The organism is Amycolatopsis sp. NPDC023774, assembly GCF_040639695.1.
GTDB lineage: Bacteria > Actinomycetota > Actinomycetes > Mycobacteriales > Pseudonocardiaceae > Amycolatopsis.
In genome coordinates this window covers 26,201-44,509 of sequence record NZ_JBFAAJ010000028.1, presented here as the reverse complement: position 1 = coordinate 44,509, position 18,309 = coordinate 26,201, and the positions used below count along the sequence as shown (strand labels likewise).

19 protein-coding genes and 1 pseudogene are annotated in these 18,309 nt (G+C 71.2%); 13 read left to right on the top strand and 7 right to left on the bottom strand.

Annotated elements, in window-relative coordinates; all coding sequences use genetic code 11:
- Window positions 1-78: 78 nt before the first annotated feature.
- From AB0F91_RS37105 to AB0F91_RS37075, 7 genes and pseudogenes are all read left to right on the top strand, one after another.
- Window positions 79-288 (top strand): DUF2795 domain-containing protein, encoded by a 210-nt coding sequence (locus AB0F91_RS37105; protein WP_360605411.1) that lies wholly within the window; start codon window positions 79-81, stop codon window positions 286-288.
- 72 nt (window positions 289-360) lie between these two features.
- Window positions 361-600 (top strand): annotated as a pseudogene (locus AB0F91_RS37100) (flavodoxin); the annotation flags it as partial.
- A gap of 317 nt (window positions 601-917) precedes the next feature.
- The gene (locus AB0F91_RS37095; RefSeq protein WP_360605409.1) at window positions 918-1,343 is read left to right on the top strand and encodes a DUF4383 domain-containing protein; all 426 of its coding nucleotides are present in this window, start codon (window positions 918-920) and stop codon (window positions 1,341-1,343) included.
- 115 nt (window positions 1,344-1,458) lie between these two features.
- Complete coding sequence (locus AB0F91_RS37090; RefSeq protein ID WP_360605407.1) at window positions 1,459-2,451, top strand: FUSC family protein; 993 nt, start codon at window positions 1,459-1,461, stop codon at window positions 2,449-2,451.
- A 28-nt stretch (window positions 2,452-2,479) separates the two neighbouring features.
- On the top strand, window positions 2,480-3,529 hold the full coding sequence (locus tag AB0F91_RS37085; RefSeq protein ID WP_360605405.1) for an NAD-dependent epimerase/dehydratase family protein: 1,050 nt from the start codon (window positions 2,480-2,482) through the stop codon (window positions 3,527-3,529).
- 2 nt (window positions 3,530-3,531) lie between these two features.
- Window positions 3,532-4,341 (top strand): nucleotidyltransferase family protein, encoded by an 810-nt coding sequence (locus AB0F91_RS37080; protein ID WP_360605403.1) that lies wholly within the window; start codon window positions 3,532-3,534, stop codon window positions 4,339-4,341.
- Complete coding sequence (locus AB0F91_RS37075) at window positions 4,338-5,069, top strand: metallophosphoesterase (RefSeq protein ID WP_360605401.1); 732 nt, start codon at window positions 4,338-4,340, stop codon at window positions 5,067-5,069. Before AB0F91_RS37080 ends, AB0F91_RS37075 begins: the two co-directional genes overlap by 4 nt.
- Window positions 5,070-5,638: 569 nt before the next feature.
- Here AB0F91_RS37075 and AB0F91_RS37070 read toward each other — a convergent pair.
- Complete coding sequence (locus AB0F91_RS37070) at window positions 5,639-5,875, bottom strand: hypothetical protein (RefSeq protein ID WP_360605399.1); 237 nt, start codon at window positions 5,873-5,875, stop codon at window positions 5,639-5,641.
- A gap of 372 nt (window positions 5,876-6,247) precedes the next feature.
- Entirely contained in the window at window positions 6,248-6,580 is a 333-nt protein-coding gene (locus AB0F91_RS37065) for a hypothetical protein (protein WP_360605397.1), read from the bottom strand.
- A gap of 1,211 nt (window positions 6,581-7,791) precedes the next feature.
- On the opposite strand from AB0F91_RS37065, the gene AB0F91_RS37060 reads away from it, so the two are divergent.
- Window positions 7,792-8,361 carry a hypothetical protein gene (locus tag AB0F91_RS37060; RefSeq protein WP_360605395.1) on the top strand — a complete coding sequence of 190 codons (570 nt, stop codon included), beginning with the start codon at window positions 7,792-7,794 and terminating at the stop codon, window positions 8,359-8,361.
- 209 nt (window positions 8,362-8,570) lie between these two features.
- Here the strand turns inward: AB0F91_RS37060 and sulP are convergent, their stop codons facing one another.
- Window positions 8,571-10,307, bottom strand: coding sequence for a sulfate permease (gene sulP, locus AB0F91_RS37055; RefSeq protein ID WP_360605393.1), 1,737 nt, complete (start codon window positions 10,305-10,307; stop codon window positions 8,571-8,573).
- Between the two features lie 618 nt (window positions 10,308-10,925).
- Between sulP and AB0F91_RS37050 the strand changes: the two genes are divergently transcribed.
- Together AB0F91_RS37050 and AB0F91_RS37045 are read left to right on the top strand one after the other, a co-directional pair.
- A complete protein-coding gene (locus AB0F91_RS37050; RefSeq protein ID WP_360605391.1) occupies window positions 10,926-11,312 on the top strand; it encodes an STAS domain-containing protein in 387 nt (128 codons plus the stop codon).
- 98 nt (window positions 11,313-11,410) lie between these two features.
- A complete protein-coding gene (locus AB0F91_RS37045; RefSeq protein ID WP_360605389.1) occupies window positions 11,411-11,851 on the top strand; it encodes an ATP-binding protein in 441 nt (146 codons plus the stop codon).
- 147 nt (window positions 11,852-11,998) lie between these two features.
- Here AB0F91_RS37045 and AB0F91_RS37040 read toward each other — a convergent pair whose 3' ends face one another.
- The 4 genes from AB0F91_RS37040 to AB0F91_RS37025 all read right to left on the bottom strand — a co-directional run bounded on the left by AB0F91_RS37040 (window position 11,999) and on the right by AB0F91_RS37025 (window position 15,070).
- Entirely contained in the window at window positions 11,999-13,279 is a 1,281-nt protein-coding gene (locus AB0F91_RS37040) for an APC family permease (RefSeq protein ID WP_360605387.1), read from the bottom strand.
- A gap of 33 nt (window positions 13,280-13,312) precedes the next feature.
- Window positions 13,313-13,702, bottom strand: coding sequence for a VOC family protein (locus tag AB0F91_RS37035; RefSeq protein WP_360605385.1), 390 nt, complete (start codon window positions 13,700-13,702; stop codon window positions 13,313-13,315).
- Window positions 13,699-14,472, bottom strand: a complete 774-nt coding sequence (locus tag AB0F91_RS37030; RefSeq protein ID WP_360605383.1) for a metalloregulator ArsR/SmtB family transcription factor — start codon at window positions 14,470-14,472, stop codon at window positions 13,699-13,701. The genes AB0F91_RS37035 and AB0F91_RS37030 overlap by 4 nt, the downstream gene beginning before the upstream one ends.
- A 460-nt stretch (window positions 14,473-14,932) precedes the next feature.
- The gene (locus AB0F91_RS37025; protein WP_360605381.1) at window positions 14,933-15,070 is read right to left on the bottom strand and encodes a hypothetical protein; all 138 of its coding nucleotides are present in this window, start codon (window positions 15,068-15,070) and stop codon (window positions 14,933-14,935) included.
- 257 nt (window positions 15,071-15,327) lie between these two features.
- Here AB0F91_RS37025 and AB0F91_RS37020 point away from each other — a divergent pair, with 257 nt between their 5' ends.
- From AB0F91_RS37020 to AB0F91_RS37010, 3 genes are read left to right on the top strand one after another with little or no spacing between them, the layout of a single operon-like run.
- Entirely contained in the window at window positions 15,328-15,630 is a 303-nt protein-coding gene (locus AB0F91_RS37020) for an ANTAR domain-containing protein (protein ID WP_360605379.1), read from the top strand.
- 18 nt (window positions 15,631-15,648) lie between these two features.
- A complete protein-coding gene (locus AB0F91_RS37015) occupies window positions 15,649-16,710 on the top strand; it encodes an NAD-dependent epimerase/dehydratase family protein (RefSeq protein WP_360605377.1) in 1,062 nt (353 codons plus the stop codon).
- Window positions 16,711-16,719: 9 nt separating this feature from the next.
- Window positions 16,720-18,303 carry an NAD(P)/FAD-dependent oxidoreductase gene (locus AB0F91_RS37010; RefSeq protein WP_360605375.1) on the top strand — a complete coding sequence of 528 codons (1,584 nt, stop codon included), beginning with the start codon at window positions 16,720-16,722 and terminating at the stop codon, window positions 18,301-18,303.
- Window positions 18,304-18,309: the final 6 nt, after the last annotated feature.

Genomic DNA, 18,309 nt, shown 5'->3' with positions numbered 1-18,309 from the left:
TGATCACGTGCCAGGCGGCCGATACGGATGAACGCCGCGTCCGTCGGGTACCCCAGGCGGAGAACAAAGGAGGTACGCATGTCCTTTCCGGACCAGAACACGTTCGCCCGCCACCTGGAGCGGGTGGCCTACCCGTGCGGCCGCGAGGACCTCTTGCGGCACGCCACTGCCGCCGGCGGGAGCGACGACGTGCTCGGCCCGCTCGGCGCCCTGGCCGTGGACGGCCGCTACGACAACTTCGACAGCGTCTGGGCCGCACTTGAGACGAACCGCGTCCAGCGCGGTTGAGCAGCCGCCCGGCGAAGTCGAGCGGCGGCGTGATCGCGCGCCGACTGCTCGAGCTGTTCGCCGAACACGGCCGCGGTGGTCGGCAACGAGGAGGGCGCCCACAAGATCATCGCGGACCTGTTCCAGGCCCTCAACGACACCGGCTTCACCGTGCCGGCCCAGGGCGCGACGTACTGGAACGGCGAAGCCATGCGGGGCGGCGACTACAACGACCTCGACGAGACCCCCAAGGCCGTCGCGTCGACGAACGCGACACTCGTACGCAACGCCGTACACCTTGCGAAGCTGCTCAAGCAGCAGTACCCCGGCACCCAGGACCTCCGCGAGTGCTGCCGCACGCCCTTACCCGGGTCGAGTTCGCGACCAATCTGCGCCGGACGCACCCGCCGCGGTGCTCGTCGCACCGTACGGCGGTAGTCCCTGAAGCAGGCCAGCCCCGAGCGAGAACATCGAGGCGACCGGAGGCTCGCGACGTCCGGATCTTCGCGGTGGACCCTCGTCGCGCTGCCAGCGGTGCGACCGCGCGATCCGGCCACATCGGCGGCTACGTGGCGTGGCCTCGGGCCGATGCGGCTGTGAGTGTGGTCGCGCCGCCAGGCGGGTAGTCCCTGACGCGGAAAGGAGGCACCATGGCAATCGCCCCACATCTCCGGCCACGCCTGGTCGTCGACGTGCTCGCGGTGGTCTACCTCGCGCTTGGTGTTGCGGGGTTCTTCGTGCCCGAAACAGGCCACGTCGGGCACGACACGACCCGCACGGTGTGGCTGTTCAGCTCGAGCACCGTGCTCAACATCGTGCACACCGCCGTGGGCGTGCTCGGCCTGCTCGCGGCGCGCAAACTCGCCGGAGCGATCGGCTACTGCTGGTTCGTGTTCGTCGCGTTCACCGGCCTGACCGCCTATGGGATTCTCGCGACTGCCTTCAGCAGCGTGAAGGAGGACCCGGTCAACGTGAACTGGGCGGACAACTGGCTGCACGGCCTCACCGCGCTCGTCGCACTCGCTGTGGCGCTGACCGGCAGCCGGACGACGCGGACGCCCGCCCCGCAGCGCTGAGCCCGTGGCCGACGTCGTCTTCGATCACATACGCGGGTTCCTGCGCGACGACCGATCCCCTCTCGGTTGGATCGCGCGGGCGGTTCGCCTGCCAGGGTCCGAACGACGGACTCTCGTGCAAGCCGCCAAGGCCACCACGGCCGCGGTGACTGCGTGGCTGCTGGCTGACCTCGCCCTGGGCCTTCCACAGCCCTTCCTGGCGCCGTACGCCGCGGTTTTCCTCGTGGAGGCCACCGTGTACCGGAGCCTGCGCGGCTGGCTGGAGCAGGTGGGTTCGGTCGCGACGGGGGTACTGCTCGCCGCAGGCGTGGCGTACCTGATTCCCGGTCTCACCGCGACTTTGGCCGTCGTCGTGTTGCTCGGGCTGCTCGTCGGCGGATGGCGCCGATTCGGCGGCTCGGGGGTCTGGGTGGCCGTCACCGGACTGCTGGTGGTCACGTACGGCACAGCGCGCGATGTCGGCCTGCTCGGCGACCGCCTCCTCGAAACCGCCCTCGGCGCCGCGATCGGGCTCGCGGTCAACGTGCTCGTCTTCCCTCCCTTGTACGGAGAACGCCTCGCCGCCGCCGGCGAACGCCTCGCCCGCGCCCTTGCGAGCCTGCTCGAGGAAACGGCCGAAGTCGTGCGCTCCGACGAACCGCCCGAGGACCTCGACGAGTGGCTCGGCCGAATCCGCGACGTGCGCAGCCTCGTCCGGGAAGCCGACGACGCGGCCACCCTGACCCAGGAAGGCCGGTACCTCAACCTGCGCCGGCGCCGACCGCGCTCGGGGCTCGCCCACGACCGTCCACTCCGGACACTTCTCTCGCTGTGGCCACCGGCCGAACAGCTCGTGGACTCCGTGCGCACCGCGTCCGAGGGACGTGAACCCTTCCTGTACCCGTGGCCCGAGGCTCGACGGACGGTCGCCGAGCTGCTGCGTGAGCTGGCCCGGGCCGTCCGTGCCACGATCGCGCCCGGTGCCGGGGTGGACCTGTCCCACTGCCACGAACTGCTCGCCCAGGTCGAAGACCGTCTCGTCACCTCGCGCGACGGCGTGACGGCAACGCTCGGACTCGGCGCGATGGCACTGCCCGCTCGCCGTCTGCTGCACCGGCTCGACGATTAGGCAGGTCCGGCGCGGGTAAGCCCAGGGTATGACTGGCAAACGGATCGTCGTGACCGGCGCGACCGGGAACATCGGCACAGCCGTCGTCCGCGCACTCGCCGCGGATTCGGCGGTCGGGTCCATCGTGGGGGTCGAGCGGCGGCCGGCGGGGGTATCGCCGCCGAAGACCGAGTACGTGCAGCTCGACGTAACGCGCGACGACCTCACGCTGCCGATGCGGGGGGCCGACGCCGTGGTCCACCTCGCGTGGCTCTTCCAGCCCACCCACCGGCCGGATGTCACCTGGGACGCCAACGTGCACGGGTCGCTGCGCGTCTTCGAGGCGGCAGCCCAAGCCGGCGTGCAGACGCTGATTTACACGTCGTCGGTGGCCGCCTACTCGCCCGGCGAAGGCGACCGGCGCGCGACCGAAGACTGGCCCACCCACGGATGGCCCGGCGCGGCCTACCCGCGGGAAAAGGCCTACGTGGAGCGGTGCCTGGACGCGTTCGAACGCGACCACCCGGGAACACGGGTCGTGCGCCTGCGCCCCGGCTTCGTCTTCCAGCGCTCCTCAGCGCCCGAGCAACGACGACTGTTCGCGGGACCGCTCCTGCCCGCCAAACTCGTCCGGCCCGACCTCGTACCGGTGGTCCCGGACGTACCCGGCTTGCGGTTCCAGATCGTGCACAGTGCCGACCTCGCCGACGCCGTGCGGCGCTGCGTGTTGCGCCCGGTCACCGGCGCGTTCAACCTCGCGACGGATGAGGTCGTCGACTCAGCGTTCCTGGCCGAACTGCTGGACGCCCGGCTGGTCCCGGTGCCGCCGCGACTGGTGCGCCCGGCGCTGGCCGCCGCGTGGCGGATGCACCTTGTGCCCGCGACGCCCGGTCTGTTCGACACTGTGTTGCGGCTGCCGCTGATGGACACGACGCGGGCACGATCCGAACTGGACTGGCGCCCCGGGCACACGGCGGCCGCCACCCTCCGCGAGTTCCTGTCCGGCCTGCGCGAAGGCACCGGGGGCGGCACCCCGCAACTCGCCGCGGACGACACCCGGCTGAGCGAAATCGCCACCGGTGTGGGACAACGGCCCTGACGGTGGACGTCGACGCGCTCCTGCAGAGCCTCACCCGGGTGGTCACCGCACTGGCGCCCACCGGGATTCGGTTCGCCGTGGCCGGTGGCCTCGCGGTGTACGCCCGGGGCGGGCCACCGTCGGAACATGATGTCGACGTGTTCCTCCGGCCCGAGGACGCGCCCCGAGCGCGGGCCGCGCTGACGCGGGCCGGGATGCGCCCGGCGCACCCGCCCGAGGACTGGCTGACCAAGGTGTACGACGGCGACCGGCTCGTCGACCTCGTCTTCCGCCCCAACCAGCGCCCGGTCACCGATGCCCTGCTCGACCGGGCCACGAGTCTGCGGATCGGTCCCACCGAAGCGCCGGTCCTGTCTGCGACGGACCTGATGGTGCACAAGGTCCTCGTGCTCGACGCGCACCGTTGCGACTTCGCGCCGCTGCTGGCGATCGCCCGCGATTTGCGCGAGCAGGTGGACTGGCCCTCGGTGTGCGCACAAACGTCCGAGTCGCCGTACGCCCGCGCGTTCCTGTCGCTGCTCACCGCGTTGTCCGTGATCGACGGAGAGGACGAACCGATGCACGAACCACCGCAGTACCTCGTCGCCCGGCTGACCCGCGCCTTGGCCGAGGATCCCCGGACCGCCGAACTGGGGGTGCACGTGACGGTGCGAGGCGACCACGTGCACCTGACCGGCGAGGTCGCGTGCCCTTCGCGCCGCGAGGAGCTGGCCCGTGTGGTCGCCGAACACCTCGCGGGCGAACTCGTGCACAACGACGTGCGCGTCACCGAGATCCGCGAGCCCGCGCACGCCGAGGAGCTGGGCCGATGAGGATCGCCGCCGTCGGGGACGTGCACCTGGGCGAGGACTCCCGAGGCCTGCTGCGCCCCGCCCTGGAGCACCTCGCCGACCACGCTGACGTGCTGCTGCTCGCCGGCGACCTCACCCGCCACGGCAGCGTGACCGAAGCCCGCGTGGTCGCCGAGGAATTCGCCGGGCTGCCCGTGCCCGTCGCCGCTGTGCTCGGCAACCACGACCACCACAGCGACCGCCAGGACGTGGTCGCCGCGGCGCTCGCAGACGTCGGCATCACCGTCCTGGAGGGCACTGCGACCACCTTCGACCTCCCCGACGGCACCCTGGGCGTGGCCGGCGTCAAGGGTTTCGGCGGAGGCTTCGCGGGCAAGTGCGCGAGTCACTTCGGGGAACGCGAGATGAAGGACTTCGTCGAGCACACCATGGACTCGGCCGGCCGCCTGCGGGAAGCGCTGCTGAGCTTGGACACCGACGTGGTCGTCGCGCTCACGCACTACTCCCCCGTGTCCGGCACCCTGCACGGCGAACCACCGGAGATCCACCCGTTCCTCGGCTCGTACCTGCTGTGCGAACCCATCGACGAGGTGCAGGCCGACTTGGCCCTGCACGGTCACGCCCATTTCGGCACGGAACAAGGCGTGACACCGGGCGGGGTGCGGGTGCGCAACGTCGCCCAGCCGGTGCTCCGTTCGGCTTACGCCGTCTACTCGGTCGCGCGGGAACCGGCCGGGGTGCGGGGCTGAACGAGGGCGGCCGGCGCGCGTGCCGAGGTTGGCAGACGGCGGCGGTGGTTGCAGCTGCCCATGTGCAGCGCCAGGCACGCGCAAGACCGCGAATGCCGCGATGGAAAGGCAAAAGTCCGCCAGCCAGGACAAGCGTTTCCACCGGCGGTGCGACCGCGGAGACCACCGCGGCCACCGCGAGCAACGCCGCCTACACCGAGCAGCGCCTTCCGCCGACCGAGCACGTCACCCAGCGGCCCGCCAGCCATGACTCCCGGCACCGCTCCCGACAGCAACGACCTCACGACGACCAGCTGACCGGCCGCGGAAAGCCCGACCTCGAAGCCCGATGTGAGCAGCCGTCGCCCTGCTCAACCACACTGACGCACCGCATCACCTGCACCGGAACCGGCGGCGAACCGACGCACGGCTACCGGCCGCGCAAGGTGCTCACCAACCGGCCGACGACTTCGACGGTCGAAACACTGGACTACCGGGCAGCGGACCGGCGATCCCCGTGGACGCTTCACCGCTTCCCGGCTCAGCCCGCGTACCTCGCGGCTCGGTGTTGGCGCAGCGATATCACCGAGTCACTGCTCGGCACCGAGCCGCTGGGCGAGCAGCTTCTTGCCCTGCTCCGCGCCCTTCCGGCTTTCTTCCTGCGCACGGCGGAAGAAGGCGGCCAGCTCGCGGTCGCCATCGCGTTCGGCATCGGCGATGTAGGACTCCATCCGCAGGGCGTTGCTCAGGCACGCCTCCACGAACCAGATGATGTTGTAGTCCTTGTCCTGGGTGCCTGTGACTTGGCCGGTTTCGGTGCTGGCCATGATTCCTCCTGGAACTCGCGTCCGATGGCCTCAAGCCCCGGCTACCCGGATTCCGCCACTTGACACCTCGAACCGCCGCATCCTCGCGGAGTGAGTTCGCTCGCCGGAACAGCCGGCACGGCGGCTGCCTGGACCGTGCGGGACCGCAGCGGCGCGGCCGTCTGCTGCGTCCAGGCATTACGGCGCCAGGCCGCTGACCCGGCTCGATCAGGCCGATGCCGACGCGAGCGCCTGCGCGGCTTGGGCGATGCCCTCGTGGTCGATGCCCGCCGACGCCGGCAGTTCCTCCGGTGTGCCGGAAGCGGGCATCTCCCGGACCGCTTGTCGCACACGGCAACAGCTGCATGGCGAAGTCGTTTCCCGTGTGAGGGGTCATCCGGGCAAGACGCCTCCGTAGCCGGTCACGTCACCGATCCAGCGATGCGCCCTCGCATACGTCGCAGCTTCGGTGCCGCGGGCGTGGTCGACGAGGATGTCGCCGGACCACAGCATCGCAGCGACGACGCCGGGGCGAATCGGGGTCAAGCCGATTCGCCAGCCGCTTCTTACCGAACGGTCGTACCACTCGGCGGTCGACCATTCACCAGTCGTCGGACTTCGGCGCACCTCCCATCCCGGCGCAGTCGTCAGCAGGCCGGCGTCAGGTGAGAGGTCATCCCTACCCGGTTGTCCGTGTGTCGTGCGGGCGATGTTGTCAGCGCTCATCAGTTACCCCTCGGTGGTGCACTTTTCCAGTTCGCGCCAGGGAACTCGCCGGCTCAGGCACACGTGGCGCTTCCGTTCACTCGTCGCCGGCGTCGAGGTGGCCGGATCCGTGCCGCGCTGCGCGAAGACCACCACGATGGCGGCCAAGGCCGCGACCAGCGGCGTCGCCGGCCCGGAGTCGGCCAGGGACGATCCGAACCGGAGTCTGTCTGGTCATCGCCGCCACCCCCCGCTCAACCCGGCCCCGGCACGAACGAGCACGTCGCAGGGTGAGTGCGGCCACGGAAGCACACCGGAAGGCCGCCCTACTCGTCCGATCCGGGTGAGGCGAACACGATGGGCCAGGGCGGTCATCCGGTGGTTGGACCTCGAGGGAGCCGACCGCGGCGCGCATGGACCCGGCACAAAGTCCGCGCGCGAAGCCGGCGAACGGATGATCCAGCGCGGGTGACGCCGTCGTGCTCGACTCGACGGTTGCGGCGTCGTCACCCGGTACCCGGCGAGAACCGGCGGAGCGCGTACGAGGATCACGTCGCCGTCGGCACTGTGCGCCGCGGCCGGGGCTTCACGCAGTGGACCGGTCGGCGGAGCGGATCCGTTGTCGGGACTCGAAAGCCAGCCTGCGCTTCCCAGCGGTCACTCCCGGAATCAGCCAGCGAGCAAATTCACGTGGCCTTGCATTTGTCCGTTGTCCCGGTTGCGAATGGCCGAACGGCCCGGATTCCTGTGACCAAGGGCCTCACGGCGTGCGGCGGCGCAGGACGGCGGCACCGGGATACCGAAGCAGCAACTGCGGTCACAGGAACACCGCACGCACCTCGAATCGCGCTGACTGGATCACCTGCCGACGGACAACACCTGCTGGAGAACGCCTCTTCACCAGATCAGCCGCCGGCTGCTTGCTCGCACAGACCTGGCACCACCGCCGAGAGTTCGGCCCCACGAGCGACACCACAGATATCAGTGTCGTCGTTACACGCGGAATGCCCGGCGAAACGACATTGGACCCTATCCGGACGCAACCAGTCCCTGCACGCTGGATCGCAGGCTCCCCGGCCGCCGGAGCACCACGCGCCGAGGTGGTGTGGAGCCGCGCGGCCCGGTGTCCGGGCTCCCGGTGCTTCGCCCGACAGTCGAGGTGGACCGTGTTCGCTCGCGTGGTGTGGTGGTCGACAGTGAGTTGCACGAGCGTGATTTGCGCACTCGGTCTCGTGCTGGTACCGACTCTGGCCCTGGTCGCCGTGGCGACTTCAGCGCTGGCCTTGGGCTCGTTCTTCTGCGTCTGCGCCAACGGCCGCTGGTTGGAGCGTCGCTTCGGTCCTCGCCACGCGGCCCCGCGAGCGGCCGCGGTGGTCGCCGTCTTCACCGCGGTCGTCGGACTGGTGGCGGCGACCACCGCAGTCGTCGCCGGAGCGACCCTGGCCGTGACCGCCACGGCCGCTCTCGTGCTCGCCGGCCTGTGTTCGGGGCCGAAGGTCCTCGGCCGACCCGACCAGCCTCACCGGCGGCGGCCCGCACCTCTTCCGAACGTCCACTGCGGGTCGGTCCGGCCGGTGTCGGTCAGCTCGCTGTCGGTCGAGGAGCTCTGCCTGGCGTGGCGGCGGAGCTACATCGAGCTGGAGCACGTCCGCGACGAAGAGTCACGGTACGCCGTCATCGCCGCCAGGCAGGCGTACCTCGACGAACTGGAACGCCGCGACCGCCGGGGTTTCACTCGATGGCTGAACAGCGGAGCGCGAGCGGCCGGCGATCCGAGCCGGTTCGTCCGCCCGGCGGAATGATCCCGCACATCCGGCACGGCGCGCGATGTGGTCAGCCCGGATACTCTGCGAGCGGGACGTCGACGGCGAGGAACGGACCGGTGCAATCGTTGACGCCAGACAACAGTGCCCCGACAGACAGCGGCACAAGCGCTCACGGCCGCCCGCGGGTGCGGCGGAGGGAACGGGCGTTGCTCGAGACGACCTGGCGGCCGGGCTGGTCGGCGTGGTCATCGTCCGGGTGAAGAAGGTCGTTCTGGTTCACCGGTTCGGAAAGGAACCCAGTCGGTGCTCGCCTGCTCGCTGAACGCGGCCACCGCAGCGCCGATCGTGGGGTAGAAGTGAGCCGGGTCGAGCGTGCGGGTGAGCTCGTAGCGATCGATCTTGCGCCGCACCGGGTCCTTCAGCTCGGCCAGCACCAGGTGCGTGTCGCGCGTGTTGAGCTCATCGTCGAGGTCACGCAGCATGTCGGCGGCGGTGGTGTCCACATCGGTCACCGGCTCGGCGGCCACGACGACCCACCGGGGAGCGGGGCTGGCCGCCGCCAGCCGGCGGACCTCGTTGCGGAAGGTTTTGGCATTGGCGAACATCAGCGGCGCGTCGAACCGGAAGATCACCAGTCCCGGCAGGCGCAGCGCCTGCGGATAGGACCGGACGTCGTGGAAGCCCGGCAGGTCCGGCACTTTCCCGAGGATCGTGTGGTAGGGCAGCCACGAACGCCGGAAGACGTTCAGGATCGACAGGACCACCGCGATCGCGATCCCCGCCAGCACACCGAGCAGCGCGACTCCGGCCAGCGCGGCGATCGAGAGCAGGAACTCGGTCTTGCGCTGCCGCCACAGCCGCACCGTCCCGGGCACGTCGGCCAACGACACCGCGGCGGTGATCACGATCGCCGCCAGCACGGGCTGGGGCAGGTTCCGGAACAGGCCGGGCACCACCACGATCATCACCGTGATCAGCACGGCGCCGACGACCCCGGCCAGCTGGGTCCGGGCCCCCGCCTGCTGGGCCACCGCGGTCCGCGAGCCACTGGTGCTGACGGGAAAACCCTGGAACAGCCCCGCCGCCAGGTTCGCCGCTCCGATTCCGGCCATCTCCCGGTTGCCCTGGACCTCTTGCCCGGTGCGTGCGGCGAAGGCCGAGGCCGTGGAGATCGTGTCCGCCAGCGACACCACCGCGATGCCCAGCGCCCCGGCGAACAACGGTGTGAATTCGGCGAGGCCCACGTGCGGGATCGTCAGCGGGGGGAAGCCGGCGGGCAGAACGCCGACCAGTTGCACGCCGCGGGCTCCCAGGTCGAACAGCGGTACCGCGGCGATCGCGAGCACGACGACGACCAGAACCGCGGGCACCTTGCGCACCCAGCGTTGCAATACCAGGATCGCCGCGACACCGCAGACACCGACCGCGGCGGCCGCGCCGACCACCTCGCCGCCGGCGATTCCCCGCACCACGGCACCGATTTCGGCGATGAGCCCCTCCGCGTCGACGCTGAACCCGCACAGTTTGGGCAGCTGACTCACCACGATGGTCAAGGCCAGCCCGTTGAGGTACCCGATCATCGTGGGCTTCGAGATGAGGTCGGCGATGAAACCGAGCTTCGCAACCGCGGCGGCGATCATGATCACCGCGACCATGATCGCCAGCATCGACGCGAGCGCGACGGCTCGCGCCGGGTCCCCGTCCGCCGCGACGAGGGGCAGGATGGTCGCGGCGATCATGGGCCCCAGTGAGGAATCCGGCCCCAGCACGAGGATCCGCGAGGGCCCGAAGACCGCGTAGCCCAGCAGGCACAGGATGGACGTGTACAGCCCGGTGATCGCCGGGAGCCCGGCGAGTTCCGCGTAGGCCATGCCCTGCGGGACCAGCAGCGTCGTGAGGACTGCGCCGGCCACGAGGTCCTTGGCCAGCCAGCGGCGCTGGTAGGTACGCACTTGGTGCAGGCCGGGGATCCACTGGGCCATGGCGCCGATCCCTTCCTCCGGCCGGGCAGTGCCTGCGACGCTAACCAGGCTGCGGCCGTCGGCCCTCGCCTCAGAAGGACGAGCCGGTCCCCAGCGCGGGCCGGCGCGGGGCTCGGTAAGCGCGGCGACGACCTCGTCGAGGCTGAAAGCCTCCCCTCGGTCAGCCCAACGGCACAGGCGAGAGCAACACCCGGGCCCGGCAGGTACTCGCGGGATTCCCCGGCCTGCCGCCGAGAATTGGCGGGGTGGCGCAAGGCTGGGCGTCGTGGCCGTTGCCGCCGGCAAGCGTTGCCGACCGCGTTGACCGTGGCACGGGGTGGCCGGCTGCTCGGCACAACACATTCCGGCGGGAAACGCCTTTCCCAATCGCACCAGCGGGCAGGATCGCCGCAGCGGTGCGGCAGGACGCTTCCAGTCCGCCGGCGATCGTCGACACCGTCGTGACCAAGCAGTGACCTGGCGAGTTCGCGGACTCGCAGTAGTAACGCCGTCACCGCAGGCCCCTACCTGCGAAGACAACGGCGCACCCGCCATGCTGATCAGGCCGCCGACGCCGGTGTGAATGCCCCGGCCCCCGGGAGTGGTGCACCGCGGCGACAGGTGCGCGACGATCGGGCCATGCCGGCATCGGACCCCGATCCCGAGCGCGCGCGAGGCGCTGGCGAGACGGGCGTCAGCCTGCGCCGCGAGGGCTCCGCCGTGGTGCTTACCGCGCGCGGCGAATTCGACGTGCTCACCACACCGCAACTCCAGGCGGCGGTCCGCGAGGCGCTGCACGACCAGAACCCACCCGACGTGCTGGTGATCGACCTGACCGCGGTCCGCTTCTTCGCCTCGATCGCGCTTTCAGCGCTGGCCGAGGCACGCCAAGCCGCCGGCGAGCACACCACGCTGCGTCTCGCAGTCGAGCACTCCCTCGACCGCACCCTGCGACTGGTCGGCCTCGATCAGCAATTCGCGCTGTATTCCTCAGCGGCCGAGGCTCTGGCCGCCGAGGAAACCTGACCGCTCGACGCCACGGGACGTGTGCCCCGTCTGTGCGCGGGTATCACACCAGTGAGGGCCCAAACCGGGCCAGGCCACGACCGCGTGAGGTGGTGCCCATGTCCCCGGCTGCCAACCGTGTCGCGGCCGCGAACTTCGACCTGCGAGCGCACCGCCTCGCCCGTACCCACGACGTCGCCCTCATGCGGTACGCCCTGGCGGACTGGATCAGGGCCCACGGCCTGACGGGTGATCTCGCGCACGACGTCGAGCTGGCCACCTACGAGGCATTGATCAACACGGCGAACCACGCTTACCCCGCCGGCGTTGTCGGCACTGTCGAGTTGCATGCCCACCACCAGCACGACCTGATCCGGATCACAGTCACCGACCACGGCCGCTGGGAACCGCCCGCCGCCGACCCCGGCCGGCTGCGCGGCCGAGGCCTCAACCTCATCCGCGCTCTCGCCGACCACACCATCCTCGCCCCCACCGACGTGGGCACCACCGTGACCATGACGTGGTACCTGACTCTGCCCGAGACCCTCGGCACGAGCTGACCCGAACAGTCGGCCGGCGTTCGGCAGGCCGGTAAGCCGGGGGTGGGGCTGGGCGCGCGTGATGACCGCGCCGGTTTGTTGGTGTTGCGGTGACCGAACTCGTGATACAGCCGCCGGGCGCCGGACTTGCCGTCGTCGGTGACGCGTTCAAGACGGAGTCGGACGCTTGGACCGGCGAACAAGCACGCGTCCGGCGAGGCCGACGGCGAACACGGCCAGCCCGGCGATGATCGAGGGCCAGGGAAGGGTGCTCACGAGCACGAGGCAGCCCAGCAGGCCGAGGATGTGCACCCAGCGGGGCCAGCGCCGGTGCGGCGAGTGCTGGGTGAAGGCCGCGGAGTTGGCGATGGCGTAGTAGACGAGCACCCCGAAGGAGGAAAAGCCGATCACACCGCGCAGGTCGGTGGTCAGCACGAGCACCGACACGACCACGGCCAGGGCCAGTTCGGCGTGGTGGGGAACCTGGTGGCGGGGATGCACTGCGGCCAGCCAGCCGGGCAGGTCGCGGTTGCGGGCCATGGCCAGGCTGGTGCGCCCGATCCCGGCGATCAACGCCAGCAGCGCACCGAGACTCGCGACCGCGCCGCCGATACGCACCACTGGTACCAGCCCACCCGCGCCGGCGTCGGTGACCGCGGTCGCGAGGGGTGCGGCGGACTCAGCGAGTCGCGCCGGCCCGGAGGCCAGCAGCGCGGCGACGCCGATGACCAGGTACACGACCACGGCGATTCCGAGCGCGAGCGGGATCGCTCGCGGGATGGTGCGGGCCGGGTCACGGACCTCTTCGCCCATCGTGGCGATGCGCGCGTAGCCGGCGAACGCGAAGAACAGCAACCCAGCCGCCTGCAGGATCCCGTAGGCGCCGCCGGAGGTCCACGCCTGCACACCGCCGAGGTGGGCCGGGGTTGCCGAGCCGCCGAAGGCGATGCCGAGCACCACGGCCGCGAGCGCGACGAGGGTGATCGTGACCAGGATCCGGGTCAGCTGCGCGGTGCGGGTCACGCCACGGGTGTTGAGCACCGCGAGGGCGAGCACGCCGGCGACGGCGACGAGGCGTTGCAGCCACCATGGGCCCGGAACGGCGTAGGTGGCGAAGGTCAGCGCCATCGCCGCGCACGAGGCGGTCTTGCCGATGACGAAGCCCCACCCGGCGGTGAATCCCCACCACGGTCCGAGCCGTTCCCGCCCGTAGGCATAGGTTCCGCCAGAGGTGGGGTACTGCGCGGCCAGTTGCGCCGAGGACACGGCGTTGCAGTACGCGACGAGGGCCGCCAGGACCAGCCCGATCAGCAGGGCGCTGCCGGCCGCTTTCGCGGCGGGGCCGAACGCCGCGTACACGCCGGCGCCGATCATGGAGCCGAGGCCGATGACGACGGCGTCGCCGGTGCCCAGCCGCCGCGCGAGCGCGGGCGGATTGCCGGTGGTCATGGTGGGTTGCTCTCCTCGGGGAAGTCGGGTCGCTCAGGCTCGTGGCTGGAACAGCTCGACCGGGTTGCCCGCGGGGTCGTCCAGCACGATCTGGCGCCCGCCGGGACCGGAGACGACGTCGCTGCGGAAGCCGACACCGGCCGCGCGCAGCCGCGTCACCTCGGCGTCGATGTCCTCGACGATGAGGTGGATGCGGTTCCAGCCACCCGGGCCGGGTTTCGTGCCGTCCGGCATCGCCCGCCCGGCCGAACTCGTGGGGCCACTCAGCAGCAGCCGCAGGTTCCCGCGGGTCACGTCGGCGAACGCCGGGGCGAAGTGTGTCCGTACGGTGAACCCGAGGTGGGTGGTGTAGAAGGCGATCGCGGCTTCGACGTCGTCGACGAGGTAGCGCACGCTCACCAGGGTTTCCAGGTCGGTGCTCATGTTCGGCTCTCCTCGGTGTCGGTGGTGAGAGACAGCGGCAGGAACCGGATCCGGGTGTCCAGCTCTGCGGCGGTGCGCTGGAACGCGGGCAGGGTGTCTCCGCCGGGATCGGGTTCACGGGCCGGATCGGGCAGGCTCCAGTGGATCGTCACCGGCCGCCCGGGAAACTCCGGACAGACCTCGCGGACCCGATCACACAGGCTGATCACCCAGTCGAACTGCCTGCCACGCAACGAATCCAGGTGCGTCGGCTCGTGCTCCAGCGTGATGCCGTACTCCGCGGCCACGCGCACCGCGTCGGCGTGCAACGGTTTCGGGTGACTGCCGGCGCTGGACACCTCCACCGCGCCTCGCCGACGGTGCCGCAGCAGAGCCTCCGCCAGCGGGGAACGCCCGCTGTTGCCCGTGCACACGAACAACACCCTCGCGCGCCTGGAGCGGGGGTCAGCGAACCCGTCCGATGGTCCGATCCCCGGGTGCACTGCCGCGCCGGCCTCGGCCCACGCGTCCGCGCACCGCGCCAGGTCCAGGTGGTAATAGCTGTCCCGCCCGTCGAAACTGCTCCGCCGCGCCGTCACCAGCCCCGCCGACCGCAACTGCCGCAGGTGGTACGACACGAGGTTCTGCGGCTGGTCGACCGCCGCCACCAGTTCCCGCACGCGCCGGTCACTGCCGGCCAGCTCGCGCACCAGCCGCCACCGCACTGGATCGGCCAGCAATCGCACGAACGACGGCGGTCCATCAGACGACAACACCGCCTGAAAATACATCAACCCAGATTGATAAATCCAGCCCGACTTCGGCAACAGCCACGTGTGACACCCGTTCGCCGCCGTGCCCTCGACGGCCGCGGCCACCCACACAACCTCCTGCCCGTCCGCACCCCCGCCGTTCCACGGGTCGCATCCCGGGTCGAGGAGCCCCCAACACCTGACGTAGGGCGCGCAAGCGGCACCACAAAAGTTCTTGTAACAACTCCGTCTCGCCAACCTCGCCGCGGGGGCGTCAGCAGCGTTTCGACCCTCCCGCCGTGGTTAGCCAGGTCGGCGGAGGTTCGCGGCTTGTGCCAGGGCAGCGGTGCGCCGGCGAGTGCGGTCACGACCGACTGAACCGCGACGAGGTACATCAGCTGCCGGTACACGAACTGCTGCAACTGCAGCAGCAGCGCTCACCGTCGGGCCGGGACGCGATCACCACAGGAATCGCTTGCAACGCCAGGAAAACCAGCCATTACTCGCCGACGGTGACCCCATCGGCGGCGAGGACCCCGAAAATAGCCGCGGCATCCACCAACGGCAGCACCTGAAACAGCAGCAGATACGGCAACCCCGCCCGGCCCGGGCGGCCGGCGGCACCTCCTTCGGGCACAGCGCGGCGGTGCTTCCACACTTACCCCAGCGTGGCGGCGCCTCGGTCCGGGCCCGTGCCTCCTGCTCGGACACGACGCGCCGGCCATCGCGTTCCACGGCCATGGTCAGGTCAGTGTCCTCGGCCGGCGTGTCGACGGGAATGCCGCGAGCCGCACCACCGCGGACCGGCGGACCGCGCCGATCGCCCCCGAACCGTCGGCATGCACTTGCACTCCGCTACGCACCACCCGCCGGTGCCGGCCCGCACCGAGCGCAGTGGCCGCGACGGAGCGGGTGACGGGCAGCACGGCGAGAAGCGATCTGGCGGAGTGCCACTGCGCCGCGCAAACCGAGCAGCAGTTGCGCCAGGCGTTGTCGTCGCGGTCGCCGATCGAGCAGGCCAAGGGCATCCTCATGGCGCACCGTGCCTGCCCAGCCGACAGCACCGGCAGCCGGCCAAACGCGGAAGCCGGGTTCGTTGCGCTCATGGCGGGCGAGGACAAAGTGGTGGTCGGCGCCGAGAACACGATGACCGCCGCCAAGAAGCCGGTTGGGTTACCGTGCGCCGTACCGGGGTAGTTCCGGAGCGTGGGAATCGTGATCACCGGTGCGAGCGGCAACATCGGGACGGCGCTGCTGCGCGAGCTGGACTCCTCGTGGGAGGTGACTGGCGTCGCGCGGCGCGTCCCCGACCTCGCCGCAGAGCCGTACTCCGGTGTGTCCTGGCTGCAGCTCGACCTCGGTGAACCCGCGGCCGAGGAAGCACTGGCGCTCGCGTTCGACGGTGCGGACGCGGTCGTGCACCTGGCGTGGGCGATCTCGCCGGCGTGGGACGAGCCGGCGATGCGCCGCACCAACGAGGACGGAACCCGACACGTGCTCGACGCCGCGGCGAAAGCGGGCGTCAGGCACGTGGTGTGCGCGTCGTCGGTGGCCGCGTACGGGCCAGGGCCGCGCGGCGAGAAGGTCGCCGAAGAGTACCCGCGCACCGGCATCCCGGTCAGCGCCTACAGCCGCGGCAAGGCGGAGCTGGAGACGATGCTCGACGCGTTCGCCGCGGCGCACCCGCAAGTCGAGCTGGCACGGATCCGGCCGTGCGCGGTGCTGCAGGGGCCGGCAGCAGGCGAGTTCACGCGCTGGCTGCTGGGCCCGGTGATCCCACCCGGGCTGCTGGGCAGGCGGTTTCTGCCCATCCCGCTCTGGACCGGCCTGCGAGTGCAGGCGGTGCACTCCGCCGACGTGGCCTCGGCCGTGCGGTTGATCCTGGAGCAGCGCGCGACCGGACCGTTCAACCTCGCCGCGCCGGACGTGCTGGACGCCGACGCCCTCGCGCGGCTCTTCGGCGGCCTGCGCCTGCCGGTGGGCAAGCCGGTGGCGCGGTTCGCGGCCCGCCTCGCCTGGACGGTCGGGCTGCAGCCGCTGCACCCGGGATGGCTCGAGCTCGCCGACCGGGCGGCACTCGTGGACACGACCCGCGCGGAGCTCGTGCTGGGGTGGCATCCTCGGCACAGCACCGAGGAGACGCTGGCGGAGCTGGTCGAGGGGGTGCGCGGCAAAGCAACCGGAGCGTCGCCACCGCTGGCCGGGGCGACCACTGGCTTGCGCTCGCGAATGCGCGCACTCGCGCGCCGGCGGCCGACGCGCCAGTCGCAGGCTTGAGGGGGCGTGGTGGAGACCGTCGACGCGATCGTGGTCGGAGCCGGGCACAACGGACTCGTGGCCGCGAACCTGCTGGCCGACGCCGGCTGGGACGTGCTGGTGCTGGAAGCGACGGACACCCCGGGCGGGGCGGTGCGCACCGCCGAGGTGACCGCGCCAGGCTTCCGCAACGATCTGTGCAGTGCGTTCTTCCCGATGTCGGCCGCGTCGCCGATCATGCGCGGGCTGGGGCTGGAAAACCACGGCCTGCGCTGGCGGCACGCGCCCGACGTGCTGGCGCACGTGCTGCCGGACAACCGGTGCGCCCTGCTTTCGCGCGACGTCGACCGCACCGCGGCGTCCGTGGACCGGTTCTCCGCCGGTGACGGCGACGCGTGGCAGGAGTTGTTCGGCCAGTGGCGGTACCTGCGCGACCGGCTGCTCGACGCGTTGTTCACGCCGTTCCCGCCCGTGCGGCCGGCCACCCGGTTGCTGCGGCGCACCGGTACCGCGGAAGCCCTGCGTCTCGCGCGGATGCTGACGCTGCCCGTCCGCCGGTTCGGCGAGGAACGGTTTTCCGGGGCGGGCGCGCGGTTGCTGCTGGCGGGCAACGCCGCGCACAGCGACCTGTCGGTGGACAACGCCGGCAGTGCGGTTTTCGGGTGGCTACTGACGATGCTGGCGCAGGACGTCGGGTTCCCGGTACCCGAAGGCGGGGCCGGGGAGCTGGTGTCGGCGTTGGTGAAACGGCTGGGTGACCGCGGATCGGTCCAGTGTGGACGGAAAGTCGACGAAATTCTCGTGGCGGGCGGCCGGGCGGTGGGCGTGCGGTGCGCCGACGGCGACGTGGTCCGCGCCCGGCGATCTGTGCTGGCCGACGTGCCGGCGCCTGCGCTGTACGGGAAGCTGGTCGCCCCGGAGTGGCTGCCCGCCCGGCTGATCCAGGATCTCCACCGGTTCGAGTGGGACAGCGCGACCGTGAAGGTCGACTGGGCGTTGTCCGGCCCGGTGCCGTGGACGGCGCACGAGGCCGCGGGTGCCGGGACCGTCCACTTGGGCTGTGACGAGGACGGCTTGGCCGCGTTCGGCGCCGAGCTCGCCCGCGGCCGCGTGCCCCGGGGGCCGTTCCTGCTGCTGGGCCAGATGACCACGGCCGACCCGACCCGCTCCCCCGCGGGAACCGAAGCGGTGTGGGCCTACACCCACGTGCCGCGCGCCTCAGTCGCCACGCCGTCCGCGCTCTCCCGCCGGGCTTCGGCCATCGAAGACTCGATCGAGCGCCAGGCGCCGGGCTTCCGCGACCGCATCCTGGCCCGCTACGTCCAGGGCCCGGCCGAACTCGCCGCGCACGACCCGAGCCTCGTCGGCGGTGCCATCAACGGGGGCACCACCGCGATCCACCAGCAGCTCTTCTTTCGTCCCGTGCCCAGCCTGGGCCGCGCCGACACCCCTGTGGACCGCCTCTACCTCGCCGGCGCTTCCGCCCACCCCGGCGGCGCCGTCCACGGCGGACCGGGCGCCAACGCGGCCCGCGCGGCGTTGGCGCGCAACGGAATCTTCGGTGGGGGTTACGCGACGCTGATCAAGGCGGCGCACCGTGCGGTGTACGGCTGACAGCCG

Excerpts from the sequence above, each read along its gene's own strand:
- AB0F91_RS37105 (WP_360605411.1), top strand. The coding sequence starts at position 79 with ATGTCCTTTCCGGACCAGAACACGTTCGCCCGCCACCTGGAGCGGGTG.
- AB0F91_RS37095 (WP_360605409.1), top strand. The coding sequence starts at position 918 with ATGGCAATCGCCCCACATCTCCGGCCACGCCTGGTCGTCGACGTGCTC.
- AB0F91_RS37035 (WP_360605385.1), bottom strand. The coding sequence starts at position 13,702 with ATGAGCACCGACCTGGAAACCCTGGTGAGCGTGCGCTACCTCGTCGAC.
- AB0F91_RS37030 (WP_360605383.1), bottom strand. The coding sequence starts at position 14,472 with ATGTATTTTCAGGCGGTGTTGTCGTCTGATGGACCGCCGTCGTTCGTG.
- AB0F91_RS37075 (WP_360605401.1), top strand. The coding sequence starts at position 4,338 with ATGAGGATCGCCGCCGTCGGGGACGTGCACCTGGGCGAGGACTCCCGA.
- sulP (WP_360605393.1), bottom strand. The coding sequence starts at position 10,307 with ATGGCCCAGTGGATCCCCGGCCTGCACCAAGTGCGTACCTACCAGCGC.
- AB0F91_RS37045 (WP_360605389.1), top strand. The coding sequence starts at position 11,411 with ATGTCCCCGGCTGCCAACCGTGTCGCGGCCGCGAACTTCGACCTGCGA.
- AB0F91_RS37040 (WP_360605387.1), bottom strand. The coding sequence starts at position 13,279 with ATGACCACCGGCAATCCGCCCGCGCTCGCGCGGCGGCTGGGCACCGGC.
- AB0F91_RS37070 (WP_360605399.1), bottom strand. The coding sequence starts at position 5,875 with ATGGCCAGCACCGAAACCGGCCAAGTCACAGGCACCCAGGACAAGGAC.
- AB0F91_RS37085 (WP_360605405.1), top strand. The coding sequence starts at position 2,480 with ATGACTGGCAAACGGATCGTCGTGACCGGCGCGACCGGGAACATCGGC.
- AB0F91_RS37050 (WP_360605391.1), top strand. The coding sequence starts at position 10,926 with ATGCCGGCATCGGACCCCGATCCCGAGCGCGCGCGAGGCGCTGGCGAG.
- AB0F91_RS37065 (WP_360605397.1), bottom strand. The coding sequence starts at position 6,580 with ATGAGCGCTGACAACATCGCCCGCACGACACACGGACAACCGGGTAGG.